Genomic DNA, 22,121 nt, shown 5'->3' on the forward strand with positions numbered 1-22,121 from the left:
GCCTGTTCATACATATAGCACCATGAACAAGGCCTCGTTTTCCTGCCTGGCGATGACCCTTCTGCTGGGGGGCTCCGTGCTGACCGGCGTGCTCGCCGATGGCGAAACGGCTCATGCCGGTCCGCCCGACCCGCAGAGCGAGGCAAGGCTGGCCGCGCGTTCCGGCGCGGTGCGCCCCCTGCGCCAGATCGAGCGCGAGGTGCTGCCCGGCATGGCCGGCATGCAATATCTGGGGCCGGAGTATGATCCGGCGGCGATGGCCTATCGCCTTAAATTCATCCGTCAGGGCCGGGTGGTGTTCGTCGATGTCGATGCGCGCACCGGACAGATCATCCATGCCCCGCCGCATGGCCGTTGACGGCCCCGGGCCCGGCCCGATCTCCATACGACCTTTGCGCCCGCGTGGCGGCCACTTGCTTGACGTTACGCGCGCTCACGCCCATTTCCATCAGTCCCGCTGCGGCGGGTCTCTTATCAAGGAACTTATTCCATGCGCATTCTGATCGTCGAGGACGAACCGACGCTGGGCCCCCAGCTGAAGAACACGCTGGAGCAGAATGGCTATGCCGTCGACCTGTCGACCGATGGCGAGGATGGCCATTTCCTGGGCGCCACCGAGGATTACGATGCCGTGGTGCTCGACCTTGGCCTGCCCGAGATCGATGGCCTGACCGTGCTGGGCATGTGGCGCAAGGAAGGCCGCACCTTCCCGGTGCTGGTGCTGACGGCGCGCGATGGCTGGTCGGACAAGGTGGCGGGCCTCGATGGCGGCGCCGATGATTACCTTGCCAAGCCTTTCCAGACCGAAGAGCTGATCGCCCGCCTGCGCGCGCTGATCCGCCGTGCCTCGGGCAACTCCTCCAGCGAGCTGATCGCCGGGCCGGTGCGTCTCGACACGCGCTCGGGCCGCGTCACACTGGACGGCGAGCCGGTGAAGCTGACCGCTCAGGAATACAAGCTGCTGTCCTACCTGCTGCACCACAAGGGCAAGGTGGTCAGCCGCACCGAGCTGATCGAGCATATCTACGATCAGGATTTCGACCGCGATTCGAACACCATCGAGGTTTTCGTGACCCGCATCCGCAAGAAGCTGGGTTCGGACGTGATCACCACCATCCGCGGTCTGGGCTACAGCCTGGACGAGCCCGTCGGTCAGCGCGGCTAAGGGCTTAAGCGGCGTTGAGAATGGAGGCGGCGATGACCGGGGAGGCGCACAGCAATCAGCGCCCCGCCGCGTCCGCCGCCGAGGGCGCGGCGACCTCACGCTGGGCGCTGTGGCGCCGGTCCCGCAACCGGGCGCATACCGGGTCGCTCGCCCAGCGCATGATGATGATTGCGGCGGTGTGGATTTCGATCCTGCTGCTGACCGGGGGCGTGGCGCTCGATTCCGCGCTGAAATCCTTCGTCACGCACAGCTTCGATGAGCAGCTCAGCTACACGCTGACCGCCATGGTCGGCAGCACGGAAATCGGCCCGGATGGTGAGATCTTCTTCAACCGTCCACTGGGCGATCAGCGCTTTATGGAGCCCAATTCAGGCCTCTATTGGCAGATCACCGGCAAAGGGCATGAGGATTATCCCAGCCGATCCTTGTGGGATCGCAGTCTGAAGGTCACCTCCAACCATTTCGACAATGCCCCGCATATCTATGATTCCGATCAGTTCGAGGGCGAGCCGCTGCGCATCATGGAGCGCTCGATCATCCTGCCGGGCAGCGACACCGTCTGGCGCTTCACCGTGGCCCAGCGGCGCAGCGAACTCAACGGACAGATCCACCGCATCCGCACCATCCTGATCGAGAGCTTTGCCGTGCTGGGCCTTGGCCTGCTGCTGATGGCGGCGATGCAGAGCCTCTATGGCCTCTCGCCATTGCGCCGCGTGCGTCTGGCCCTGCAGAAGATGCGCTCGACCGGCGCGAGCCGCATGGAAGAGGCGCTGCCGCTGGAAGTGCAGCCGCTGGTGGAAGAGCTGAACACGCTGCTGGCCCATAACGAACGCCAGGCCGAAGAGGCGCGCACCCATGCCGGCAATCTGGCCCATGCGTTGAAAACGCCGCTGGCGGTGGTGACCACGGCGGCCAGCGCTCAGGCCCCCGATCTGGCCGAGACCGTGCTGCGTGAGGCGGCGGCGATGCGCCGTCAGGTCGATCACCATCTGGCGCGTGCACGCGCTGTGGGCCGTCGCGGCGCGGGTCAGGCACGCGCGGGTGTCTGGGGCAGCGCCGAGGCCGTGGTGCGCGCGGTGACGCGTCTCTACGAACAGGCCCGCTTCGACCTCGACGGCAATCACGACGCCAGCGTCGCCATCGAGCGGCAGGATCTGGACGATCTGATGGGCAACCTTATCGAGAATGCCGCGAAATATGGCGGTGGCAGCGTGTTCGTCACGGTCGATGCCGTGCCGGGCGACGCGGAGTTCTGCGAGATCTGGGTGGAAGACGACGGCATGGGCATCCCCGAGGCCGAGCGCACCCGCATCTTCGATCGCGGCGCGCGGCTCGATACGGGCAAGCCGGGGACCGGGCTTGGTCTGGCCATCGTGCGCGATGTGGTGGAAATCTACGGCGGTACCGTCGAACTTGGCGAGAGCGAGGATATGGGCGGGCTGTTGGTGAAGATGAAATTGCCGCGGGCGAATGGGTAGGTTTTAGAAGAGAAGATGCGAGGGGGTTACCCCCTCGCGCTCCCATAACGTCTCCCGGCGATAGGGCAGGGGCACCGAATTGTTGTGTTCCGTCTCTCCACCTGCGCCCCTTAATGGCGCCGCAGGCAATCAATCTCGGAAGGCTTCTACTGTGCATGGACTTGCCTGCCTGCGGCGCAGCGACGTTGCCCTATGGCCGAACCCGAAGCGCCAGTGCTGACAATTAATGGGAGCGCGAGGGTGTAACACCCTCGCATTCTCTACCTTCTTCTTAACACTCCAACTTGCTCATCCCGCCATGCGCCCATGGCCCTTGCGCAAAATCTGGCAGCCCGAGCCAGCCCGCCCCGCCCGATCAGATCGGCAAAGGCGATGGCCAAGGCCAGAGCAAGGGCCTGCATCATCCGTGTCTCGCCCAGATAGCTGATGGTGAGGAGGATCGCCGGATGTGTCGTGTAGAGAGGGAAGGAGAGGGCGCCGAGGCGCTCCAGCATGGGCGTGTTATGGGCGGGAACGCGTGCCGTGCAGTTGAGCCAGAACAGGGCGGGCAGCACCAGCAGTGTGAAGAGGATATCGCCCTGCTCCATGTTGAGCGGCATAAAGGGCAGGGCGCAAAGCGCGATCACCGGCAGGGCGAGGGCCAGCCGCTAGTCCACAAGGGGGCGCCGGGGGGCTTTGCGCCATTGCCGGGCCATCCAGACGCCGATGGTGTAGGCCCAGGCCATTCTGGCTCCGCCCAGCCACCAGTTGGTCACATTCGGGCCGGAACAGGCACATCCGGCATGATGCGCGGCGGCCAGAGCGCCCAGGCCCGCAAGCGCGGCGACAAGCAGCAGGGCGCGGTCGGAGAGATGCCTCAGGCCGGCGGCATGGGCGACGTTGGCAACCAGCTCCCACACCAGCGACCATTGCGGCCCGTTGATGGGATAGGCGAGGCCTCCCGCAGTCAGCACCGGCACCAGCAGCAGGCCAAGGATCATCAGGGGAATGATGTGAAGGATGCCGTTCTGCCCGATAAAGGCCAGCGCGTGCAGGGCGATACCAAAGGCCAGCATGGGCCACAGCCTGCGCAGGCGTGCCCGCATAAAGCTTTGCAGCGACAGACCCTGTGCCAGACGCGGTTCTGCCGAGAGGGTGATGACAAAGCCGCTCAGCAGGAAGAACAGGTCAACGAAGAGGTAGAAGCGGTTGGCGATCAGCCGGTTGCCGAGAATATCGGGCACATGGAAGATCACGATGCCGATGGCGGCGATGCCTCTTAATGCGTCGAGGCCGGGCAGGCGGGTGGCTTGTGGTGTTTCCGTCTTTCCCTCGGGCATGCGCCGAACCATAGGCGGGCGGCGTTAATAAATTGCCGTTCAATCGCGGGGCCAGACTCGGCACATAAAGAGGGCGGCAAAGGTGCAAGACCCGCGCCGCCCGCTTTGATTTTCTGAACTTCCTTCAAAACCTCGGCAGGTGCTACCCGACCTGCTTGGCCTGTTCATGATGGCGGATCACCTCATCGATGATGAAGCGCAGGAACTTCTCGCCGAAATCCGGGTCGAGATGCGCGTCCTCGGCCAGCTTGCGCAGGCGCTCGATCTGGCGCTCCTCGCGGCCCGGGTCACTGGCGGGCAGTTCATGCTCGGCCTTATAGGCGCCCACGGCCTTGGTGATGCGAAATCGTTCGGCCAGCATGTGAATCAGCGCGGCATCGATGTTGTCGATGCTGTTGCGGAAACCGGCGAGCACCGGGTCGGACGTGGCGGAGAGATCGGACATGCTCTGCCCGCTAGCACGGCCTGCCTGTAAATTCCAAGATATGATGCAGCGATGCCCATATTGTTGCGCCGCTGTTGGAGGAGATCCGCTGCGCCATCCACGGTATTCGCCTCATTCGACCTTCGGCCAGCCCGATAGGACTTGCCATTGCGCCTTCAGGCGAGCAATGGCTCACCGGTGATGACTGCCCAGATTATCCCCCTCCGTGGCCAGAAGGGCGATGCGCCCGCCAAGCCCTCGCTCGACCCCATCCTGGCGCTGACCGCGCCGGGCATGAACGCCGTGAACGCGGTGATTCTCGACCGGATGCAGAGCGAGATCCCGCTGATCCCCGCGCTGGCCGGGCATCTGATCTCCGGCGGGGGCAAGCGCATGCGCCCCATGCTGACGATCGCCTGCGCCGAGCTGATCGGCTATCAGGGCAACCGCCACCACAAGCTGGCCGCCGCCGTGGAGTTCATCCACACCGCCACGCTGCTGCATGACGATGTGGTGGATGGTTCGGACCTGCGCCGCGGCAAGGAAACCGCCAACATCGTCTTCGGCAATCCCGCCACGGTGCTGGTGGGCGATTTCCTCTTCTCGCGCGCGTTCGAGCTGATGGTGGAAGACGGCAGCCTCAAGGTGCTGAAGATCCTCGCCGGCGCCAGCGCGATCATCGCCGAGGGCGAGGTCGACCAGCTGACCGCCCAGCGCCAGATCGAGACCAGCGAGGAGCGCTATCTCTCGATCATCGGCGCCAAGACCGCCGCGCTGTTCTGCGCCGCCTGCCGCATCGCCGCCGTCGTGGCCGAGCGCGGTGAGGCCGAGGAGCGTGCTCTGGACGATTACGGTCGTAATCTGGGCATCGCCTTCCAGCTGGCCGATGATGCCATCGACTACGATTCGGATGCTCACGAGATGGGCAAGGCCAAGGGCGACGATTTCCGCGACGGCAAGATGACCCTGCCCGTCATCCTCGCCTATGCGCGCGGCAATGATGAGGAGCGCCAGTTCTGGCGTGACGCCATCGCGGGCTTCTGCACCAGCGATGAGGATCTGGCCCACGCCGTGAAGCTGATCGCGAAGTACGATACGGTTTCGGCGACGCGTGAGCGTGCGCGCCATTTCGCCCAGCGCGCGATTGACGCGATTGCCGGTTTCCCCGCCAGCGAGGCGCGCGCCGCGATGGGCGAGGCGGCTTTGTTCGCGGTTTCCCGCAGGTATTAAGGAAGTTAGGTGCGAGGGGGTTACCCCCTCGCGCTCCCATAACGTCTTCCGGCGATAGGGCAGTGGCGCCGAAATCGAGTGCCTGGCCTCTCCACCTGCGCAGCCATACGGCGCCGCAGGCTTTCAAACCCCGATCCAGCGCTGAATCTCGTTCCGTGCCTGCGGCGCCGCGACGTTGCTCTTTGGCGGAACCCATGGCGCAACGTGGACATTAAAGGGAGCGCGAGGGCGATGACCCTCGCATCTTCCCTTCCTTCTTAAATTCCCCCAAAGCGCGCAGCGTGACCAACCTGCCCATCCACGCCGTCCTCCCGGACCTGCTCGCGGCTTTGCGCGCCCATCCTAACGCCGTTCTCATTGCGCCACCCGGCGCGGGCAAGACCACCAGCGTGGCGCCGGCCTTGCTCGATCAGCCGTGGTGCACGGGCAAGGTGATTTTGCTCAGCCCCCGCCGCGTCGCTGCGCGCGCCGCTGCCGAGCGCATGGCGGAAGTCATGGGCGAAAAGGCGGGGCAGACCGTCGGCTATCTCACCCGCATGGACAGCAAGCAGAGCGCCGCCACGCGCATCCTGATCGTCACCGAGGCGATTTTCGTTTCCACGATCCTGTCCGACCCCGAACTCACCGGCATCTCCGCCGTGCTGTTCGACGAGGCGCATGAGCGGCACCTCGATTCCGATCTGGGGCTGGCGCTGGCTGTCGAGTGCCAGCAGGTGTTGCGCGAGGATCTGCGCATCGTGCCGATGTCCGCCACCATCGATGGCGAACGTTTCGCCAGCCTGCTGGGCGCCGATGTTCCGGTGATCGAGAGCGAGGGCAAGGCCTATCCGCTCGAACACCGCTGGCTGGGCGCGATGCCCGACAAGCGCACCGATGAAGCCATGGCCTCCGCCATCCTGACCGCATGGCGCGAGACGCAAGGCGACCTGCTGGCCTTCCTGCCCGGCGTGGGCGAGATCGAGCGCACCCGCGACCGCCTCACCGAACGCCTGCGCGATGTGCCGATCCTGCCGCTGCATGGCCAGTGCGAACCCGCCGCCCAGCGCGCTGCGATCCGCCGCGATCCCGAAGGCCGCCGCCGCATCGTGTTGGCGACCAGCATCGCGGAAACCTCGCTGACCCTTGATGGCGTGAGCGTGGTGGTGGACAGCGGCCTCTCGCGCCGCCCGGAGTTCGACAAGGCGGCGGGTGTGACGCGGCTGATCACCACGCGCGCTTCGCATGCTTCTGCGGCGCAGCGGGCGGGGCGTGCCGCGCGTCAGGGGCCGGGTGTGGCCTATCGCCTGTGGGAAGAGGCGGCGCATGCGGGGCGGGCAGCCTATGATCCGCCGGAAATCCTCACCAGCGATTTGGCTCCCTTGGCGCTGTCATTGGCGCAATGGGGGGCGGGCGATGCCTCCGCCATGGCGTGGATCGATCCGCCGCCTGCCGCCGCCATGGGCGCGGCGCGGGCCAAGCTGACCTCGCTGAATGCTTTGGATGCCGAGGGCCGGATCACCGATCACGGTCGCGCCATGGCCGCTTTGCCGATGGGGCCGGAGCAGGCGCATATGCTGCTCTACGCCGCCGTGCATGGGGCCAGTGAGGAGGCCGCTCAAGTGGCGCTCCTTCTGCAGGAACGCGCTCTGGGCGGGCGGGGCGAGGATCTGGCCGCTCGCGCTGACCGTTGGCGCCATGATCGGGGCGCCAAGGCCGATGCGGCGCGGCAGATGGCGCGCAATTGGGCCAAACGGGCACGTTCTCTGGTGAAACAGCAAACCGACGATGCCCCGCCGCCCGGCGTGCTGCTGGCCGAGGGCTTCCCCGACAATCTGGCCAAGCGCCGCGATGCCAAGGGCGAGGAATGGATCGCCGCCGGGGGCAGGGGGCTGATTCTCGATCCGCTTAGCCCCTTAGCCCGCGCGGAATATCTGGCTGTGGGCGAAGCGCAGGGGCAGGCCAAGGGTGCGCGTATTACCGGCGCCATCGCCCTGACCGAGACCGAGGTGTTGCAGCATTTGCGCCACCGTATCGAGCGCCGTCCGACTCTGCGCTGGGTGGCGGATGAACGCCGGGTCGAGGCTTTGCTGGAGCAGCGGCTGGGGGCGATCACTTTTGCGCGGGGCAGCGATCCGTCGCCTGATCCCAAGGCGATTGCGGCGTTTCTCTGCGCGCGCATTCGGGCCGATGGGCTGGATTCGCTGCCTTTGGGCAAGGCCAGCCAGTCGCTGCTGCGCCGTGCGCGCTATGCCGGGATTGAGGCTCTGTCCGATGAAAGCCTGCTGGCTGATCTGGAGGAATGGGCCGCGCCGCATCTGGTTCGCCGTCTGGAGAATGTGAACACCGGGGCGCTGCATCAGGCCTTGCTGGATAGACTGGGCTGGGATGGCAAACAGGCGCTGGATAAACTGGCGCCTCAGGAGTTTCGCAGCCCCGCAGGCACCAGCCATGCCATCGATTATGATGATCCGGGTGGGCCCTCGATCGAGATTCGGGTGCAGGCGCTGTTCGGGCTGGATCGTCATCCGGGGTTCGGGCAGCCGAGCCAGCCCCTGTTGCTGAAGCTGACCTCTCCGGGAGGTAAGCCGATCCAGACCACGCGCGATCTGCCGGGTTTCTGGCGCGGATCGTGGCGCGATGTGGTGAAGGATATGAAGGGCCGCTATCCCAAACACCGCTGGCCGGAGGCGCCATGGGATGAAGATCCCAGCCTGAAAACGAAGAACGCCTTCGAGGCCCAGCGCAGGCCTTGAAAGGCTGCGACGTTCCCCGAGGTCGAACTCGTGGCGCGACGCTGACAACACAAGGGAGCGCGAGGGTGATGACCCTCGCATTTCCTTTTTCGTCCTGCATCCCTTCTACGCCCTAACTCCATCTTGATTTTGGCGTGATTCGCGGTCAAGGAAACCCCCATGACCGCACGCATCTATCAGCGCCCCAAGAACGCCATGCAGTCGGGCAAGGCCCTGCTTGGCCAGTGGATCCTCGAATTCGCGCCTGCCGAGGCGCGCCGGCCTGACCCGCTGATGGGCTGGGCCGGGTCGAGCGATACGCAGGCTCAGGTGACGCTGAAGTTCGGCTCGCAGGAGGAGGCTCAGGCCTATGCCGATCTTTATGGCATTGCCGCCGTGGTGCATGCCACGCCGCCGCGCCGCCTGAAGATTCAGGCCTACGCCGACAACTTCCGCTGATCCTTTCGCCATTACGGCAGTTCTTGCTGTCGCATCGTTTTCGCGAAAAACCGGTTCCCACTTTTTCGCACGATGCTTCAAAAGGCCCGCGCTTCCAAACGGAGCGCGGGCCTTTTGCGTTGGTTTTGTCATAAAACCGCCTTGCGTAATCTGTCCGACCTCGCCATAGGGCGCTCCGGGAGTCGGTCGGACGTTTGCGCTCGCCAACCTGGTCAGGTCCGGAAGGAAGCAGCCACAACGGGTTGCGGCGGGTCGGCCGGCTCCTATTGAAGCAAAGAGGCTGGTGGAAACACCGGCCTTTTTTGTTGCCGTAAACGTGGATGGCAGCGGGCTGGCCATTCGACAAACGAGCCCCCCGCGCCTAACATGAAGGCCATATGGTCGATTCATCCGACATCCACGGCGATTTCGCCGACGACGACGCACCCTCCGCCGCCGAGCTGGAGGCTGCCGGGCAATCGGCGATGTTCGGTGATCCCGAACCTGCGCCCCGGCCGGCTGTAACGCCCTCCGCTCCGCCGCCGGTGGCCGCCGCCCCGGCGCAGCCCTATCGCGTGCTGGCGCGCAAATATCGCTCGCAGACCTTTGCCGAGCTGATCGGTCAGGACGCCATGGTGCAAACACTGGCCAACGCCATTCGGCGCGAACGGCTGGCCCATGCGTTCCTGATGACCGGCATTCGCGGTGTGGGCAAAACCTCCACCGCGCGTCTGATCGCCAAGGCGCTCAACTGCGTCGGGCCGGACGGCAAGGGTGGGCCGACGATCGATCCCTGCGGCGTCTGCGAACCCTGCGTCGCCATCGCTGAGGGCCGCCATATCGACGTGATCGAGATGGACGCCGCCAGCAACACCGGCGTGGACGATGTGCGCGAGATCATCGAGGCGGTGCGCTATGCGGCGGTTTCGGCGCGCTACAAGATCTACATCGTCGACGAAGTTCACATGCTGTCGCGCAATGCTTTCAATGCGTTGCTCAAGACTCTTGAGGAACCGCCGGCGCATGTGAAGTTCCTCTTCGCCACCACCGAGGTCGACAAGCTGCCGGTCACGGTGCTCTCGCGCTGCCAGCGTTTTGACCTCAAGCGCATCCCAGCGCCGCTGCTGGCCGACCACTTTGCGGGCATCTGCCAGAAGGAAGGCGTCGAGGCCGAGCCCGAGGCTTTGGCCATGGTTGCCGAGGCCGCCGAGGGTTCGGTGCGCGATGGCCTCTCGATCCTCGATCAGGCGATTGCTCATGCCGATCTGGCTGGCGATGCCGAGGCTGGCCGCACGCTGGTCACCGCCGAGCAGGTTCAGGAGATGCTGGGCCTTGCCGACAAGACGGTGCAGCGCCGCCTGTTTGCCGCTTTGCTGGGCGGTGATGGCGCGGCTTTGCTCGATGTTGTCGCGGCGCAATTCGCTTTGGGTGTCGAGCCGCTCTCGCTGATGCGCAGCGCGATGGAACTGACGCACCGCGTGACTGTGGCGCAACTCGGCAAGGGGCAGGCCACTGCCATTTCCGAGGATGAACGCGCTGCCCTGCGCGATTGGTCCGAACGCCTGTCGCCCGGCCAGCTGCATCGCCTGTGGCAATTGCTGCTCAAGGGCTTCGAGGAGGTCAAGACCGCGCCCGATCCGCTGGTGGCCGCCGAAATGGCGCTGCTGCGCTGCGTCCATGCCGCCGATATGCCCGATCCGGGCCAGCTGGTGAAACGCATCGAGGCTGCTGTCGCCAGCGGCGCTCTGGCCGCGCCTGCCATGGCCGGTGGGGTTGAGGGGGCGCCTGTCGCTGCCATGCAAGCCCCCGCGCCCGCCGATTTGGGCTGGGAAGCGCTGGTCGAGCAGGTGGAGCATGGTTCCATTCCCCTCGGCAGCATGATGCGCATTCAGGTGCGCGTGATCGAGCTGAAACCCGGGCGTCTGGTCTATGAACAGGCGCCGGGCTTCCCGGACGATATTTCCGGCGATCTGCGCCATGGCCTCAACCGCGCCACCGGCCTCAACTGGGAGGTCGAGCGCCGCTCGGAAGGCGGCCAGCCCACGCTGATCGAGGTGCAGACCGCCGAGCGCGCCGCCAAGCTGGCCGAGCAGCGCTCTTCCCCCCTGATGCAGGCCGCCATGGCCGCTTTCCCCAAGGCCGAACAGGTCGAGGATGATCCTTCTGCCGCGCCCGCGCGCCGGCAGGGCAATTGGAGTCGCTGAAATGAAGTCGATGGAAGAGATGATCCAGGCCGCGCAAGCCGCTGCCGAAACGATCCAGAAGCAGATGAACGAAACCCAGGGCAAGCTCGACCAGCTTGAGGTCGAGGGTGCCGCCGGTGGCGGTCTGGTCAAGATCCGCGCCAGCGCCAAGGGCCGCGTGATCGGCGTTTCGGTGGATGACAGCCTGTTGGCCGTGTCCGAAAAGGGCATTCTGGAAGATCTGATCGCGGCCGCCTTCAACGATGCGCGCGCCAAGGCCGATGCCGTGGCCAGCGCCGAACTGGCCAAGGCGCAGCAGGGCATGGGTCTGCCCCCGGGCTTCAAGCTGCCGTTCTGATTAAATTTTCCCGGATGGCGCGGGCAGCGGTGTCAACAGCCCGGAACGCGCCATCCACATTCCTGATCTTTCCGCCCATTGCGCTGTTTGCCAAGGCTCCCCATATCTTCAATCGAAAGCCGGGTTGCCGTTATCAGGCATAAGGCCCGTGCAGCGTGATGATGACGCGCGATTGGATGGATATGACCGAAACGCTTCTTCCCCTTCTGCCCCTGCGAGACATCGTGGTGTTCCCCGGCATGGTGGTTCCCCTGTTCGTCGGGCGTGAAAAATCCGTGGCGGCGCTGGAAGCCGCAATGGCCGGTGACAAGGACATCTTCCTGCTGGCCCAGCTGGACCCGGCTTGCGACGACCCCCATGCCGACGATCTCTACGATGTGGGCGTGGTCGCCAGCGTGTTGCAGCTGCTGAAACTCCCCGATGGCACAGTGCGCGTGCTGGTCGAGGGCCAGAGCCGCGCCAAGCTGGCCGAGCTGAAGGAAGAGGCCGATCTGCTGATGGCGCAGGTCGAGCCGATCGAGCCTGTCGAGGCCGAGGGCGCCGAAGTTTCCGCGATGATGCGCAGTGTCGTCGATCAGTTCGGCGAATACACCAAGCTGAACAAGAAGCTCTCGCAGGATGCGGGTGACCAGCTGGGCGACATTGAGGACGCGGGCAAGCTGGCCGATTCGGTCGCCGCGCATATCAGCGCCAAGGTGGCCGACAAGCAGGCGCTGCTCTCGCAGACCGATCCGCTCAAGCGGTTGGAGATGGTCTTCGGCTTTATGGAAGGCGAGCTGGGCGTGCTCCAGGTGGAGCGCCGCATCCGTGGCCGCGTGAAGCGCCAGATGGAAAAGACCCAGCGCGAATATTACCTCAACGAGCAGTTGAAGGCGATCCAGAGTGAGCTGGGCGGCGGCGACGATGGCGAGGCGAATGAAATCGCCGAGCTGGTCGAGAAGATCGCTAAGCTCAAGCTCTCCAAGGAAGCGCGCGCCAAGGCCGAGGCCGAGGTCAAGAAGCTGAAGACCATGCAGCCGATGAGCGCCGAGGCGACCGTCGTGCGCAACTATCTCGATGTGCTGCTGGGCCTGCCCTGGGGCAAGAAGAGCAAGCTGAAGAAGGACATCGGCGCGGCTCAGGCCATTCTCGATGCCGATCACTATGCGCTCGACAAGGTCAAGGACCGTATCATCGAGTATCTGGCGGTTCAGGCACGCACCAACAAGCTTAAAGGTCCCATCCTGTGCCTCGTCGGCCCGCCGGGCGTGGGCAAGACCTCGCTGGGCAAGTCGATCGCCAAGGCTTGCGGGCGCGAGTTCATCCGCCAGTCGCTGGGCGGCGTGCGTGACGAGGCCGAGATTCGTGGCCACCGCCGCACCTATATCGGCTCGATGCCGGGCAAGATCGTGTCCAATCTGAAGAAGGCTGGCACGGCCAATCCGCTGTTCCTGCTCGACGAGATCGACAAGCTGGGTCAGGATTTCCGTGGCGATCCGGCTTCGGCGCTGCTGGAAGTGCTCGATCCCGAACAGAACGCCAAGTTCCAGGACCATTATCTGGAGCTGGACATCGATCTGTCGGACATCATGTTCGTCTGCACCGCCAACAGCCTGAACCTGCCTCAGCCGCTGCTCGACCGTATGGAGATCATCCGCCTCGAAGGTTACACCGAGGATGAAAAGGTCGAGATCGCCGAGCGCCATCTGGTGGCCAAGCAGGTGGAGGCCCATGGCCTCAAGAAGGGCGAGTTCGAGCTGACCGAGCCTGCGCTGCGCGACCTGATCCGCTATTACACCCGTGAGGCGGGCGTTCGTACCCTTGAGCGCGAAGTGGCGCGTCTGGCCCGCAAGAGCCTGCGCCGCATCCTTGAGGGCAAGGAGACCAAGGTTACCATCACGCCGGAAAATCTGGACGACTATGCGGGTATCCGCAAATTCCGCCATGGCGTTTCGGATGAGGAAAATCAGGTCGGTGCCGTCACGGGCCTCGCCTGGACCGAGGTCGGCGGCGAGCTGCTCACCATCGAAAGCGTGACGGTGCCCGGCAAGGGCGCGGTGAAAACCACCGGCAAGCTGGGCGAGGTGATGAGCGAAAGCGTGCAGATGGCCTTCAGCTTCGTTAAGGCCCGGGCGCCCGCCTATGGCATCAAGCCCTCGCTGTTCAACCGCAAGGATCTGCACATCCACCTTCCCGAAGGCGCCGTGCCCAAGGACGGTCCTTCAGCGGGCATCGGCATGGTCACGGCCATGGTGTCCACGCTGACGGGCATTCCGGTGCGCGCCGATGTGGCGATGACCGGCGAAGTCACCCTGCGTGGCCGCGTGCTCGCCATCGGTGGTCTCAAGGAAAAGCTGCTGGCCGCGCTGCGCGGCGGCATCAAGACCGTGCTGATCCCCGAGGAGAATCGCAAGGATCTGGCCGAAATCCCCGCCAACATTCAAGAGGGGATGGAGATCGTGCCGGTCAGCCATGTCGATGAGGTGCTGGCGCGTGCTCTCACCAGCCGCCCCGAGCCCATCGAATGGACCGAGGCGGACGATCTGGCCAGCCAGCCGGGTGCGGCGCCGATTGCGCCTGCCGGGCCTGCTGCCACGGCGCATTAAGAAGGAAGGGTAGGTGCGAGGGCGGAGTCTTTGATCGGTCGCATGTCTCAAGAGACATGCTCCGGGCCCTCGCGCTCCCATTCCGTCTTCCGGCGATAGGGCAGGGGCGCCGAAATGGCGTAGCGAAGCTCTCCACCTGTGCAACCGTTAACTATGTTGCAATGCCGCGACTCGCATTTGTGTGAGGCGCGGCATTTGTTTGTTCCGTGAGGGCTTGGCTTTTGGTCGCATGCAGGCCCCTGTATGGCCTCAAAACAGGGGATAATGGGGGGTTTTGCGACATGTTTGGCTTTGACAGCCGCGGTGAAAGAAGCTCAATTCCGCGGCTCTTCGAGGCGATTCAAGATTTTCAACTTTTAAACACTCCTAGGGGGTTCCCATAATGAACAAGAACGATCTCATCGGCGCTGTTGCCGAGGCCAGCGGTCTGTCGCGCAACGACGCCACCAAGGCGGTCGAGGGTGTTTTCGATTCGATCACCGGCGCGCTGAAGGCTGGCGATGAAGTGCGTCTGGTGGGCTTTGGCACCTTCTCGGTGGCCAAGCGCAAGGCGTCGACCGGTCGCAACCCCCGCACCGGCGAGCCCATGCCGATCAAGGCCTCTTCGCAGCCCAAGTTCAAGGCTGGCAAGGGCCTGAAGGACGCGGTCAACTGATCGCGCCGGGCAGGGCCTCCTTCGCCTCGGGGCCTGCCTGATCTGAAGTCTGACAGACTCGAAAAACCCCGCGTCGGAGCAGACCGACGCGGGGTTTTGTTTTTGCGAGCCTGTGGGCGCCGCAGGCAATCAAATCATGGAATGCTGCCGCAGCAACGTTGCTCTGCCGCCGAACCCGAAACGCAACGAAGACATTCCCGGGAGCGCGAGGGGGTAACCCCCTCGCATATCCCTTTTACCTTCAATCGTCCGAAGCCATCTCCCGCGTCGCGGCGGCATAAAGCGCGATGGCCGCCGCGTTGGAGACGTTCAGGCTCTCCATCGCCTCATGAATCGGCAGACGAGCCAAAGCATCGCAATGCTGGGTGATGTTGTGGCGCATGCCTTCACCCTCGGCGCCCAGCACCAGCGCGACGGGACCGGCGGGCAGGGCCTCGGCCAGCGTGCCCTCGGCCTCGCCGGCCAGACCGATGCGCCAGTAACCGGCCTCGGCGATTTCCTCCAGCGCGCGGGCCAGATTGACGACGCGCACCCATGGCACGATTTCCAGCGCGCCGCTGGCCGATTTGGCGACCACACCCGATTCGGGCGGAGCGTGGCGGTCCTGCGTGACGATGGCTGCCGCGTTGAAGGCTGCCGCCGAGCGCAAAATCGCGCCGACGTTATGCGGATCGGTCACCTGATCCAGCACGACGATGGGGCGCGTGGGATCTTCATCCAGCACATCGTCGAGGAAAATGTCTTCGAGCGGCTCGCATTCCAGCACCAGACCCTGGTGGGGGGCATCCTTGGCCACCAGACGGCCCAGATCGACGGGCTGGCAGTAATCGACGTTGAAGCCCTCGGGCAGTTCGCCGTCGAGGCTGGCGATGCCTTCGCGCGTGGCCCAAAGCTTGCGATGCATGCGATTCGGGTTCTTGAGTGCCGCCTCGACCGCGTGGCGGCCCCACAGGCGCACGGGGCCCTTGCTGGTGCGACCGCTGCCGCGTCCGCCCTGCATACGGCCTGCGCGGCCGCGCATGGCCTTGCCGCGCTTTTCGCCGCCATGGTTATCGTCGCCATGTCTGGCCATCGGATGATCCTTTTTTCAAAAATTTTTCCGCCCATGCCAAGACTGGTGTTGACAGGCAAGGCTCATGTCCTCATAGGGCCGGTCCTCGGCTGAACGGACCCACTCAAAAGGGTCCAACGGGGGAGACCCCAAACACAGCAATCTCAGTCATTTGACTGCGATTATACGGTGTGGACAGATGGCCGAGTGGTTAAAGGCAGCAGACTGTAAATCTGCCCGCGTGAGCGTACGCTAGTTCGAATCTAGCTCTGTCCACCACCGTTTCCCAAGCCTCGGCGAGGCTTGGATTTCTCGGTACTCCGATGTGCTTCAGGCAGCCGGAACCTTCGGGTTCGGCGCCGGGTTGGCTTTCCGGATTTCCCCGCACTCTCTTTGCATGGCGCACCCGCATCACGGGGCTCTGGCTTGTGTGTTAAATGTGTAATACACATAGCTGATGCCGCATCGTTTTGGCGAAAAACCGGATTCCACGTTTTCGCGCGATGCTCTTTCCCCGGCGCAGGATGGCAAGTCGCTTGTCGCCACGCCCGCCAAGCCCTAGAGGACGCGCATGCCTGGTGAACTTCTCGACAATCAGGGCCGCGGCGCGGCCAGCTGGCACTGGCCGGCAGTCCATCCCGAAGCGCGCAAATTTGCCGCTGTTTCCGCAGTGGCGGCGCTTGCCGCGCTGTTTCTGGTGGGGCAGTGGCTGGCCTGGCCGCTCGGCATCCTGACCTATTGCATCTGCGCCTTTTTCCGCGATCCGCTGCGCGTCACCCCCAAGGGCGACCGGCTGATCGTGGCGCCTGCCGATGGTCTGGTGACGCTGATCCAGAAGGTGCCGCCGCCGCGCGAACTGGCGATGGACGATGGCACCGGTTCGCCCAGCCTCGGCACCGCGCCCGTCACGCGCATCTCGATCTTCATGAGCGTGTTCGATGTTCACATCAACCGCTCGCCGATCGGCGGCACGGTGCGCCGTGTGGTCTATATTCCGGGCAAGTTCCTCAACGCCGACCTCGACAAGGCCAGCGAAGAGAATGAGCGCCAGCACATCCTCGTCGATCAGGGCAATGGCACGCTGATCGGCTTCACGCAGATCGCCGGTCTTGTGGCGCGCCGCATCGTGCCCTTCGTCAAGCCGGGCGACATCATCGCCGCTGGTCAGCGCATCGGCCTGATCCGCTTCGGCAGCCGCGTCGACGTCTATCTACCCGAGGGCACCGAATCGCTGGTACTGCTGGGCCAGAAGATCGTGGCGGGTGAAACCATTCTCGCGCAGATCGGCAGCGCGCCGCTGATCGAGGGCGTCAGCCAGTGAAGCCACGCCGCCGTTTTGACCGCAGAGCGCGTCTGCCCGGCGGCTTGCCTTTGCGGGCGGTGATTCCCAATGCCATCACCTCGGGCGCGCTGTGCTGCGGGCTGACCGGCATCCGCTTCGCCATTCAGGGCGACTGGCAGAAGTCGGTGTTGGCGGTGATTCTGGCCGGCATGCTCGATGGCATCGATGGCCGTGTGGCCCGGATGCTCAAGGCTCAATCGCGTTTCGGCGCCGAGCTGGATAGCCTGTCGGATTCGATTTCCTTCGGCGTGGCCCCGGCGCTGATCGTCTTTTTGTGGTCGCTCAAGGATGTGCCGCGTCTGGGCTGGTTCGCGGCTCTGGCCTTTGCCATCTGCTGCGTGCTGCGTCTGGCCCGCTTCAACGCCCAGATTGACACGCCCGACCTGCCGCATAAGTCGGCGGGCTTTATCACCGGCGTTCCCGCACCTGTGGGCGCGGGGCTGGCCTTTCTGCCGATGTATCTGTGGCTGGCCAGCGGCAATGATCTGTTCCGTCAGCCTGTGCTGGTCGGCTGCTGGATGGCGGCCACCGCTTTCCTGATGATTTCCAGCCTTGCGACGCTCAGCTGGCAATCCTTGCGTCCGCGCCGCAGCATCAGGCTGGAAATGCTCGCGCTGTTCGGCCTGGTCTTCGCGGCTTTGCTGAGCGAGCCTTGGCTGACGCTGGCTGGCATCTGCATCGTTTATCTGGCTTTGGTGCCCGTGGGGCTGGTGTCCTACGCGCGGGTCAAGCGGCAGCGCGCAGCGCGGCTGCAGCAGGACGGCGAAGCGCCCGCGGCTTGATGTTGCTGGCGCCCAGCGATGCGGTCTGGTTGCTCACCACACCGAATTCCGGACGATAGATCATCGCGGGTGCCGGATCGGCCGAGGTGGAGAGGGTGAGGGCGGTCATCGAACGCACCGTCTCGCCCTGAGCCATCTCGTTACGCAGTTGAGCGAACAGCAGCTTGAACTGCTGCCAGCTTCCGGCGATCGAGCGGCCAGCGAGCAGGGTCGTGCCGATCATGGCGCCATCGATCAGAAGTGCAGACATCGTCATCACTGAACCCTCCACATGGCGCCGATGGCTTGCATCACGCGCCGATCAAAGCTGTTGCCCCGAATTTCGTCGACTTAAGAATCTCGTTGCCAATGCGTTCCACCCGTTTATACCCTGTGGATAACGCTTGAGTAATCATGCTGATCCATCGTGGATCTTTGTGATGACGTCGATATTCACGTTTTGTTCCGTTCCGTCAAGCGGAATCTGCGCCAGTGCGATGCGTGTTTGCGACCAATCTTTGCAGAATTCTCTGCTGGATTTTCTCCAAAACCGGGGCTAAAGGCGCCGCGTCGAGCGTTTCTTTCGTGATTCCCACGGGAGAAACCGCGCGGCCGGCATGGCACAGGCCATGGCGTCAATCCCACATGGGAAGCACTTACACCGGTGCCGCAGCGGGTTGTTCCGCACGGTTCCAGCTTCCCAGAGGACCAACCGGACAAGGAATTACATATGGCGGCTCCGACCGTTACCCTTCATCAGCTCATGGAAGCTGGCGCCCACTTCGGCCACCAGACCCACCGCTGGAACCCCCGCATGAAGCCCTACATCTTCGGGGCTCGCAACGGCGTTCACATCCTCGATCTGTCGCAGACCGTTCCGCTGTTCTCGCGCGCTCTGGACTTCATCTCGGCCACCGTTCAGGCTGGCGGCAAGGTGCTGTTCGTGGGCACCAAGCGTCAGGCTCAGGAGCAGATCGCTCAGGCCGCCCGCGCTTGCGGTCAGCACTATGTCAACCACCGCTGGCTGGGCGGCATGCTCACCAACTGGAAGACCATCTCGGGCTCGATCAAGCGCTTCAAGGCGCTGGAAGAGAAGCTTTCGGGTGACACCACCGGCCTGACCAAGAAGGAAGTCCTTCAGATGACGCGCGAGCGCGACAAGCTTGAGCTGTCGCTGGGCGGCATCCGCGACATGGGCGGCATCCCCGACGTGATGTTCGTGATCGACGCCAACAAGGAAGAGCTGGCGATCAAGGAAGCCAACGTGCTGGGTATCCCGGTCGTCGCCATCCTCGACTCGAACGTTTCGCCCGATGGCATCGCGTTCCCCGTGCCCGCCAACGATGACGCCAGCCGCGCCATCCGCCTGTATTGCGACGCCGTGGCCGCTGCTGCCACCAAGGGCAACCGCGCTGCCGTGGTCGACTCGGGCGTGGACATGGGCGCTCTGGACGTGCCGGTGGCTGAGGAAGTCATCCAGGCCTGATTTCGGCCGATGCCGGGGCTAAGCGCTTCGGCGTCATGAAATTGCAGTGCGCCGGGTCCATGTGACGCCCTTTGCGGGCCTCGCGGGCCCGGCGCCTTACCATTTCAGGCGTGTCGGCCTTGTTTGACCGGCCCGTCGCATCACCACAAAGGATATCGGACATGGCTTACACTGCCGCCGACGTGAAGAACCTGCGCGAGCGCACCGGCGCCGGCATGATGGATTGCAAGAAGGCCCTCGACGAGGCCGCTGGCGATTTCGAAGCCGCTGTCGACGCGCTGCGCGCCAAGGGTCTGGCCGCCGCCGCCAAGAAGTCGAGCCGCACCGCCGCTGAAGGTCTGGTGGGTCTGGCCGTTTCGGGCACCGCCGGCATCGCCGTCGAGGTGAACTCGGAAACCGACTTCGTTGCCAAGAACGAGCAGTTCCAGGACTTCGTGCGCAAGGCCACCCAGGTCGCTCTGGACGGTTCGATCACCGAGGTCGAGGCCCTCAAGGCCGCCGCCTATCCCGACGGCGAGACCGTTGGCGACAAGCTGACCAGCAACGTGGCCACCATCGGTGAGAACCAGCAGCTGCGTCGCATCAAGCTCGTCAAGGTCGGCGCCGGCCTGGTCGTGCCCTACATGCACAACGCTGCCGCTCCCAACCTGGGCAAGATCGGCGTGCTGGTCGCTCTGGAATCGGACGCCGCTGCCGACGTGCTGGAGCCCCTGGGCAAGCAGATCGCGATGCACATCGCCGCTGCCTTCCCGCTGGCCCTGAACGCTGACGATCTGGACGCCGAACTGATCAGCCGCGAGCGCAAGATCGCCGCCGAGAAGGCCGCCGAATCGGGCAAGCCCGCCGAAGTGCAGGCCAAGATGGTCGATGGCGCCGTGGCCAAGTATGCCAAGGAGAACGCTCTCCTGTCGCAGCTGTTCGTCATGGACAACAAGAACACCGTTCAGCAGGTCGTGGACGCTGCCGCCAAGGCTGCCGGCGCCAAGATCGCTCTGGTGGACTATGTCCGCTTCCAGCTGGGCGAAGGCATCGAGAAGGAAGAATCGGACTTCGCCGCCGAAGTGGCTGCCGCCGCTGGCCTGAAGTAAGATCTTCCACGCAGGCTTCGGCCTGCGTCGAGACGAAGGGGGCTCGCCAGCGATGGCGGGCCCTTTTTCGTGTCAGGGTTTCGGGGGCGAAGGGGCTGGCGTCATTGTCATCAGCCACACATCGCCATGCACGCCGAAGCGGAAGGGCAGGTCGCTGGTGCCAAGTCCTGCGGTGACGATCAGCGTGGCGCCATGCTCCTTCACCAGCCCGCAGGCATAGCGCTGGCCGTAACGCGATCCGGTGATGGGCGTGCCGATCAGGGGCAGGGCGATCTGCCCGCAATGGGTGTGCCCGGCCAGCATCAGCGGAATATCCGGCGGCAGATGCGCGAATGTATCGGGCTCATGGGTGAGGAAGAGATAGGGTGGGCCTGACCGGCGCATCGCCTGCAAGGTCAGATCCTCGCGCGCGTGATGGCTCCATGCGTCGGTCATGCCGCCGATGGTCAGCCCGCCGATGCGCGCCGCCTCATTCACCAGCACGCGGATGCCCAGATGCTCCAGCGCGGCTTTGGTGGCGACCGGATCGCGGTAATAATCATGATTGCCCAGCACGGCCACCGTGCCCAGACGCGAACGCAGGCCCTTGAGCGGCGCCACCGCCTCCACCAGCGGATAGTGTTTGGTGGAGATCAGCTTGTCGCTGAGGAAATCGCCGGCGATCAGCACCAGATCGGGGTGAAGCCGGTTCAGCCCCTCGATGATCTGCGCCAGCCTTTCGGGCGGCATGTCGGGGCCCGAGACATGAATGTCGGAGATCAGCAGCACGCGCAAAGGCGTGCTCAGGCCGGGCATGGCGACCTGCGTTTCGCGCACCAGCGGCGGCTCCATCGTGTCGTGATGAGCCTTGATCCCCAGCGCGACAAGGCCTGTCAGGCCCAGTGCCAGTGCCATTCGGCGCCGCCAGGACTTGCGTACTGCACCCATTTTTCCGATACGCTCCCTTTACGGCCCGTGCCTCTGGCGGCTAAGAGCCCGCCAGTCCAGTTTTCGCGCGGATATTTTCACCATGACCGATCCCAACTACAAGCGTGTTCTCCTCAAATTGTCAGGCGAGGTCCTGATGGGTGAGCAAGCCTTCGGCATCGATCCCGGTTTCGTCACCGAATTGGCCCGCGAAGTGAAGGCCGCCAAGGAGACCGGGCTGGAGATCTGCCTCGTCATCGGCGGCGGCAACATCTTCCGCGGCATGGCGGGCGCCGCCAAGGGCATGGACCGGGCGCAGGCCGATTATATGGGCATGCTGGCCACGGTGATGAACGCTCTGGCGATGCAGAATGCGCTTGAGCAGCTCGGCGTGCCGACCCGCGTGCAGTCCGCCATCGAGATGGACAAAGTCTGCGAGCCGGTGATACGTCGCCGCGCCGAGCGCCATCTGGAAAAGGGCCGCGTGGTGATCTTCGCCGCCGGTGTGGGCGCGCCATATTTCACCACCGATTCCGGCGCCGCGCTGCGTGCTGCCGAGATGAAGTGCGATGCCCTGATCAAGGGCACCAGCGTCGATGGCATCTACAGCGCGGACCCCAAGACCGATCCGTCAGCCATTCGTTATGACACCATCGATTATGACACGGTTCTGGCCCAGAACCTGAAGGTGATGGATGCCAGCGCGGTGGCGCTGTGCCGTGACAACAAGATTCCGATCGTCGTCTTCTCGATCCGCGAGCGGGGCAATCTGGCCCGTGTGCTTCAGGGTAAGGGGACCCAGACGATCGTGGGTACGCCCGCTGAGAAGGCAGCCGTCAAGGCAGCGGCGGCCCCGAAGAAAAAAGCCGTGAAGGCACCGAAAGTAGACAAGACCAAGGCTGTGAAAAAGCCGAAGGCTGCGAAAGCGGCTCAGGCTTAAG

Annotated in this window: 20 protein-coding genes, 1 tRNA gene, 1 other RNA gene and 1 pseudogene; 17 read left to right on the plus strand and 6 right to left on the minus strand. The window is 64.4% G+C overall.

The window, feature by feature from the left end:
- Positions 1–22: 22 nt before the first annotated feature.
- From HGK27_RS03980 to HGK27_RS03990, 3 genes are all read left to right on the plus strand, one after another.
- Positions 23–358 (plus strand): PepSY domain-containing protein, encoded by a 336-nt coding sequence (locus tag HGK27_RS03980; protein WP_241126826.1) that lies wholly within the window; start codon positions 23–25, stop codon positions 356–358.
- Between the two features lie 132 nt (positions 359–490).
- Positions 491–1,165 carry a response regulator transcription factor gene (locus HGK27_RS03985; protein ID WP_068080732.1) on the plus strand — a complete coding sequence of 225 codons (675 nt, stop codon included), beginning with the start codon at positions 491–493 and terminating at the stop codon, positions 1,163–1,165.
- 32 nt (positions 1,166–1,197) lie between these two features.
- Positions 1,198–2,643 carry a sensor histidine kinase gene (locus tag HGK27_RS03990; protein ID WP_407674586.1) on the plus strand — a complete coding sequence of 482 codons (1,446 nt, stop codon included), beginning with the start codon at positions 1,198–1,200 and terminating at the stop codon, positions 2,641–2,643.
- A gap of 260 nt (positions 2,644–2,903) precedes the next feature.
- Here the strand turns inward: HGK27_RS03990 and HGK27_RS03995 are convergent, their stop codons facing one another.
- From HGK27_RS03995 to HGK27_RS04005, 3 genes are all read right to left on the minus strand, one after another.
- Positions 2,904–3,269: a hypothetical protein gene (locus tag HGK27_RS03995; RefSeq protein WP_206238913.1), complete on the minus strand. Its 366-nt coding sequence runs from the start codon at positions 3,267–3,269 to the stop codon at positions 2,904–2,906.
- A 21-nt stretch (positions 3,270–3,290) separates the two neighbouring features.
- The gene (locus HGK27_RS04000) at positions 3,291–3,962 is read right to left on the minus strand and encodes an acyltransferase family protein (RefSeq protein WP_206238915.1); all 672 of its coding nucleotides are present in this window, start codon (positions 3,960–3,962) and stop codon (positions 3,291–3,293) included.
- A 142-nt stretch (positions 3,963–4,104) separates the two neighbouring features.
- Positions 4,105–4,407 carry a chorismate mutase gene (locus HGK27_RS04005; RefSeq protein WP_068080730.1) on the minus strand — a complete coding sequence of 101 codons (303 nt, stop codon included), beginning with the start codon at positions 4,405–4,407 and terminating at the stop codon, positions 4,105–4,107.
- Between the two features lie 180 nt (positions 4,408–4,587).
- Between HGK27_RS04005 and HGK27_RS04010 the strand changes: the two genes are divergently transcribed.
- The 8 genes from HGK27_RS04010 (at position 4,588) to HGK27_RS04045 (ending at position 14,546) form a co-directional block, all read left to right on the plus strand.
- Positions 4,588–5,616, plus strand: a complete 1,029-nt coding sequence (locus HGK27_RS04010) for a polyprenyl synthetase family protein (protein WP_206238917.1) — start codon at positions 4,588–4,590, stop codon at positions 5,614–5,616.
- A 281-nt stretch (positions 5,617–5,897) separates the two neighbouring features.
- The gene (gene hrpB, locus HGK27_RS04015) at positions 5,898–8,348 is read left to right on the plus strand and encodes an ATP-dependent helicase HrpB (RefSeq protein ID WP_206238919.1); all 2,451 of its coding nucleotides are present in this window, start codon (positions 5,898–5,900) and stop codon (positions 8,346–8,348) included.
- 159 nt (positions 8,349–8,507) lie between these two features.
- Positions 8,508–8,786 (plus strand): ETC complex I subunit, encoded by a 279-nt coding sequence (locus tag HGK27_RS04020; protein WP_206238921.1) that lies wholly within the window; start codon positions 8,508–8,510, stop codon positions 8,784–8,786.
- A 175-nt stretch (positions 8,787–8,961) separates the two neighbouring features.
- Positions 8,962–9,056, plus strand: an RNA gene (ffs, locus tag HGK27_RS04025) — signal recognition particle sRNA small type.
- A 107-nt stretch (positions 9,057–9,163) separates the two neighbouring features.
- Complete coding sequence (locus HGK27_RS04030) at positions 9,164–10,969, plus strand: DNA polymerase III subunit gamma/tau (RefSeq protein ID WP_206238923.1); 1,806 nt, start codon at positions 9,164–9,166, stop codon at positions 10,967–10,969.
- Between the two features lies 1 nt (position 10,970).
- The gene (locus HGK27_RS04035) at positions 10,971–11,306 is read left to right on the plus strand and encodes a YbaB/EbfC family nucleoid-associated protein (RefSeq protein WP_206238925.1); all 336 of its coding nucleotides are present in this window, start codon (positions 10,971–10,973) and stop codon (positions 11,304–11,306) included.
- A 182-nt stretch (positions 11,307–11,488) separates the two neighbouring features.
- On the plus strand, positions 11,489–13,891 hold the full coding sequence (gene lon, locus HGK27_RS04040) for an endopeptidase La (RefSeq protein ID WP_206238927.1): 2,403 nt from the start codon (positions 11,489–11,491) through the stop codon (positions 13,889–13,891).
- Positions 13,892–14,273: 382 nt separating this feature from the next.
- Positions 14,274–14,546 (plus strand): HU family DNA-binding protein, encoded by a 273-nt coding sequence (locus HGK27_RS04045; RefSeq protein WP_068080671.1) that lies wholly within the window; start codon positions 14,274–14,276, stop codon positions 14,544–14,546.
- 241 nt (positions 14,547–14,787) lie between these two features.
- Here HGK27_RS04045 and rlmB read toward each other — a convergent pair whose 3' ends face one another.
- The gene (gene rlmB, locus HGK27_RS04050; RefSeq protein ID WP_206238929.1) at positions 14,788–15,618 is read right to left on the minus strand and encodes a 23S rRNA (guanosine(2251)-2'-O)-methyltransferase RlmB; all 831 of its coding nucleotides are present in this window, start codon (positions 15,616–15,618) and stop codon (positions 14,788–14,790) included.
- A gap of 172 nt (positions 15,619–15,790) precedes the next feature.
- Between rlmB and HGK27_RS04055 the strand changes: the two genes are divergently transcribed.
- The 3 genes from HGK27_RS04055 to HGK27_RS04065 all read left to right on the plus strand — a co-directional run bounded on the left by HGK27_RS04055 (position 15,791) and on the right by HGK27_RS04065 (position 17,721).
- A tRNA-Tyr gene (locus HGK27_RS04055) sits at positions 15,791–15,876 on the plus strand.
- A gap of 292 nt (positions 15,877–16,168) precedes the next feature.
- A complete protein-coding gene (locus tag HGK27_RS04060; protein ID WP_206238931.1) occupies positions 16,169–16,918 on the plus strand; it encodes a phosphatidylserine decarboxylase in 750 nt (249 codons plus the stop codon).
- Positions 16,915–17,721: a CDP-alcohol phosphatidyltransferase family protein gene (locus HGK27_RS04065; RefSeq protein WP_206238933.1), complete on the plus strand. Its 807-nt coding sequence runs from the start codon at positions 16,915–16,917 to the stop codon at positions 17,719–17,721. The genes HGK27_RS04060 and HGK27_RS04065 overlap by 4 nt, the downstream gene beginning before the upstream one ends.
- Here the strand turns inward: HGK27_RS04065 and HGK27_RS04070 are convergent.
- Positions 17,666–17,977, minus strand: coding sequence for a hypothetical protein (locus HGK27_RS04070; protein WP_206238935.1), 312 nt, complete (start codon positions 17,975–17,977; stop codon positions 17,666–17,668). The two genes, HGK27_RS04065 and HGK27_RS04070, sit on opposite strands and share 56 nt — an antisense overlap.
- Before the next feature lie 453 nt (positions 17,978–18,430).
- On the opposite strand from HGK27_RS04070, the gene rpsB reads away from it, so the two are divergent.
- Together rpsB and tsf are read left to right on the plus strand one after the other, a co-directional pair.
- Complete coding sequence (gene rpsB, locus HGK27_RS04075) at positions 18,431–19,186, plus strand: 30S ribosomal protein S2 (RefSeq protein WP_068080653.1); 756 nt, start codon at positions 18,431–18,433, stop codon at positions 19,184–19,186.
- A 161-nt stretch (positions 19,187–19,347) separates the two neighbouring features.
- Complete coding sequence (gene tsf / locus HGK27_RS04080) at positions 19,348–20,274, plus strand: translation elongation factor Ts (RefSeq protein WP_206238936.1); 927 nt, start codon at positions 19,348–19,350, stop codon at positions 20,272–20,274.
- Between the two features lie 72 nt (positions 20,275–20,346).
- Here tsf and HGK27_RS04085 read toward each other — a convergent pair whose 3' ends face one another.
- Positions 20,347–21,168 (minus strand): metallophosphoesterase, encoded by an 822-nt coding sequence (locus HGK27_RS04085; protein WP_206238938.1) that lies wholly within the window; start codon positions 21,166–21,168, stop codon positions 20,347–20,349.
- 115 nt (positions 21,169–21,283) lie between these two features.
- On the opposite strand from HGK27_RS04085, the pseudogene pyrH reads away from it, so the two are divergent.
- Positions 21,284–21,991: pseudogene (gene pyrH / locus HGK27_RS04090) on the plus strand (UMP kinase); the annotation flags it as partial.
- Positions 21,992–22,121: the final 130 nt, after the last annotated feature.

Origin of the sequence: Novosphingobium terrae (assembly GCF_017163935.1) — a bacterium.
GTDB lineage: Bacteria > Pseudomonadota > Alphaproteobacteria > Sphingomonadales > Sphingomonadaceae > Novosphingobium > Novosphingobium terrae.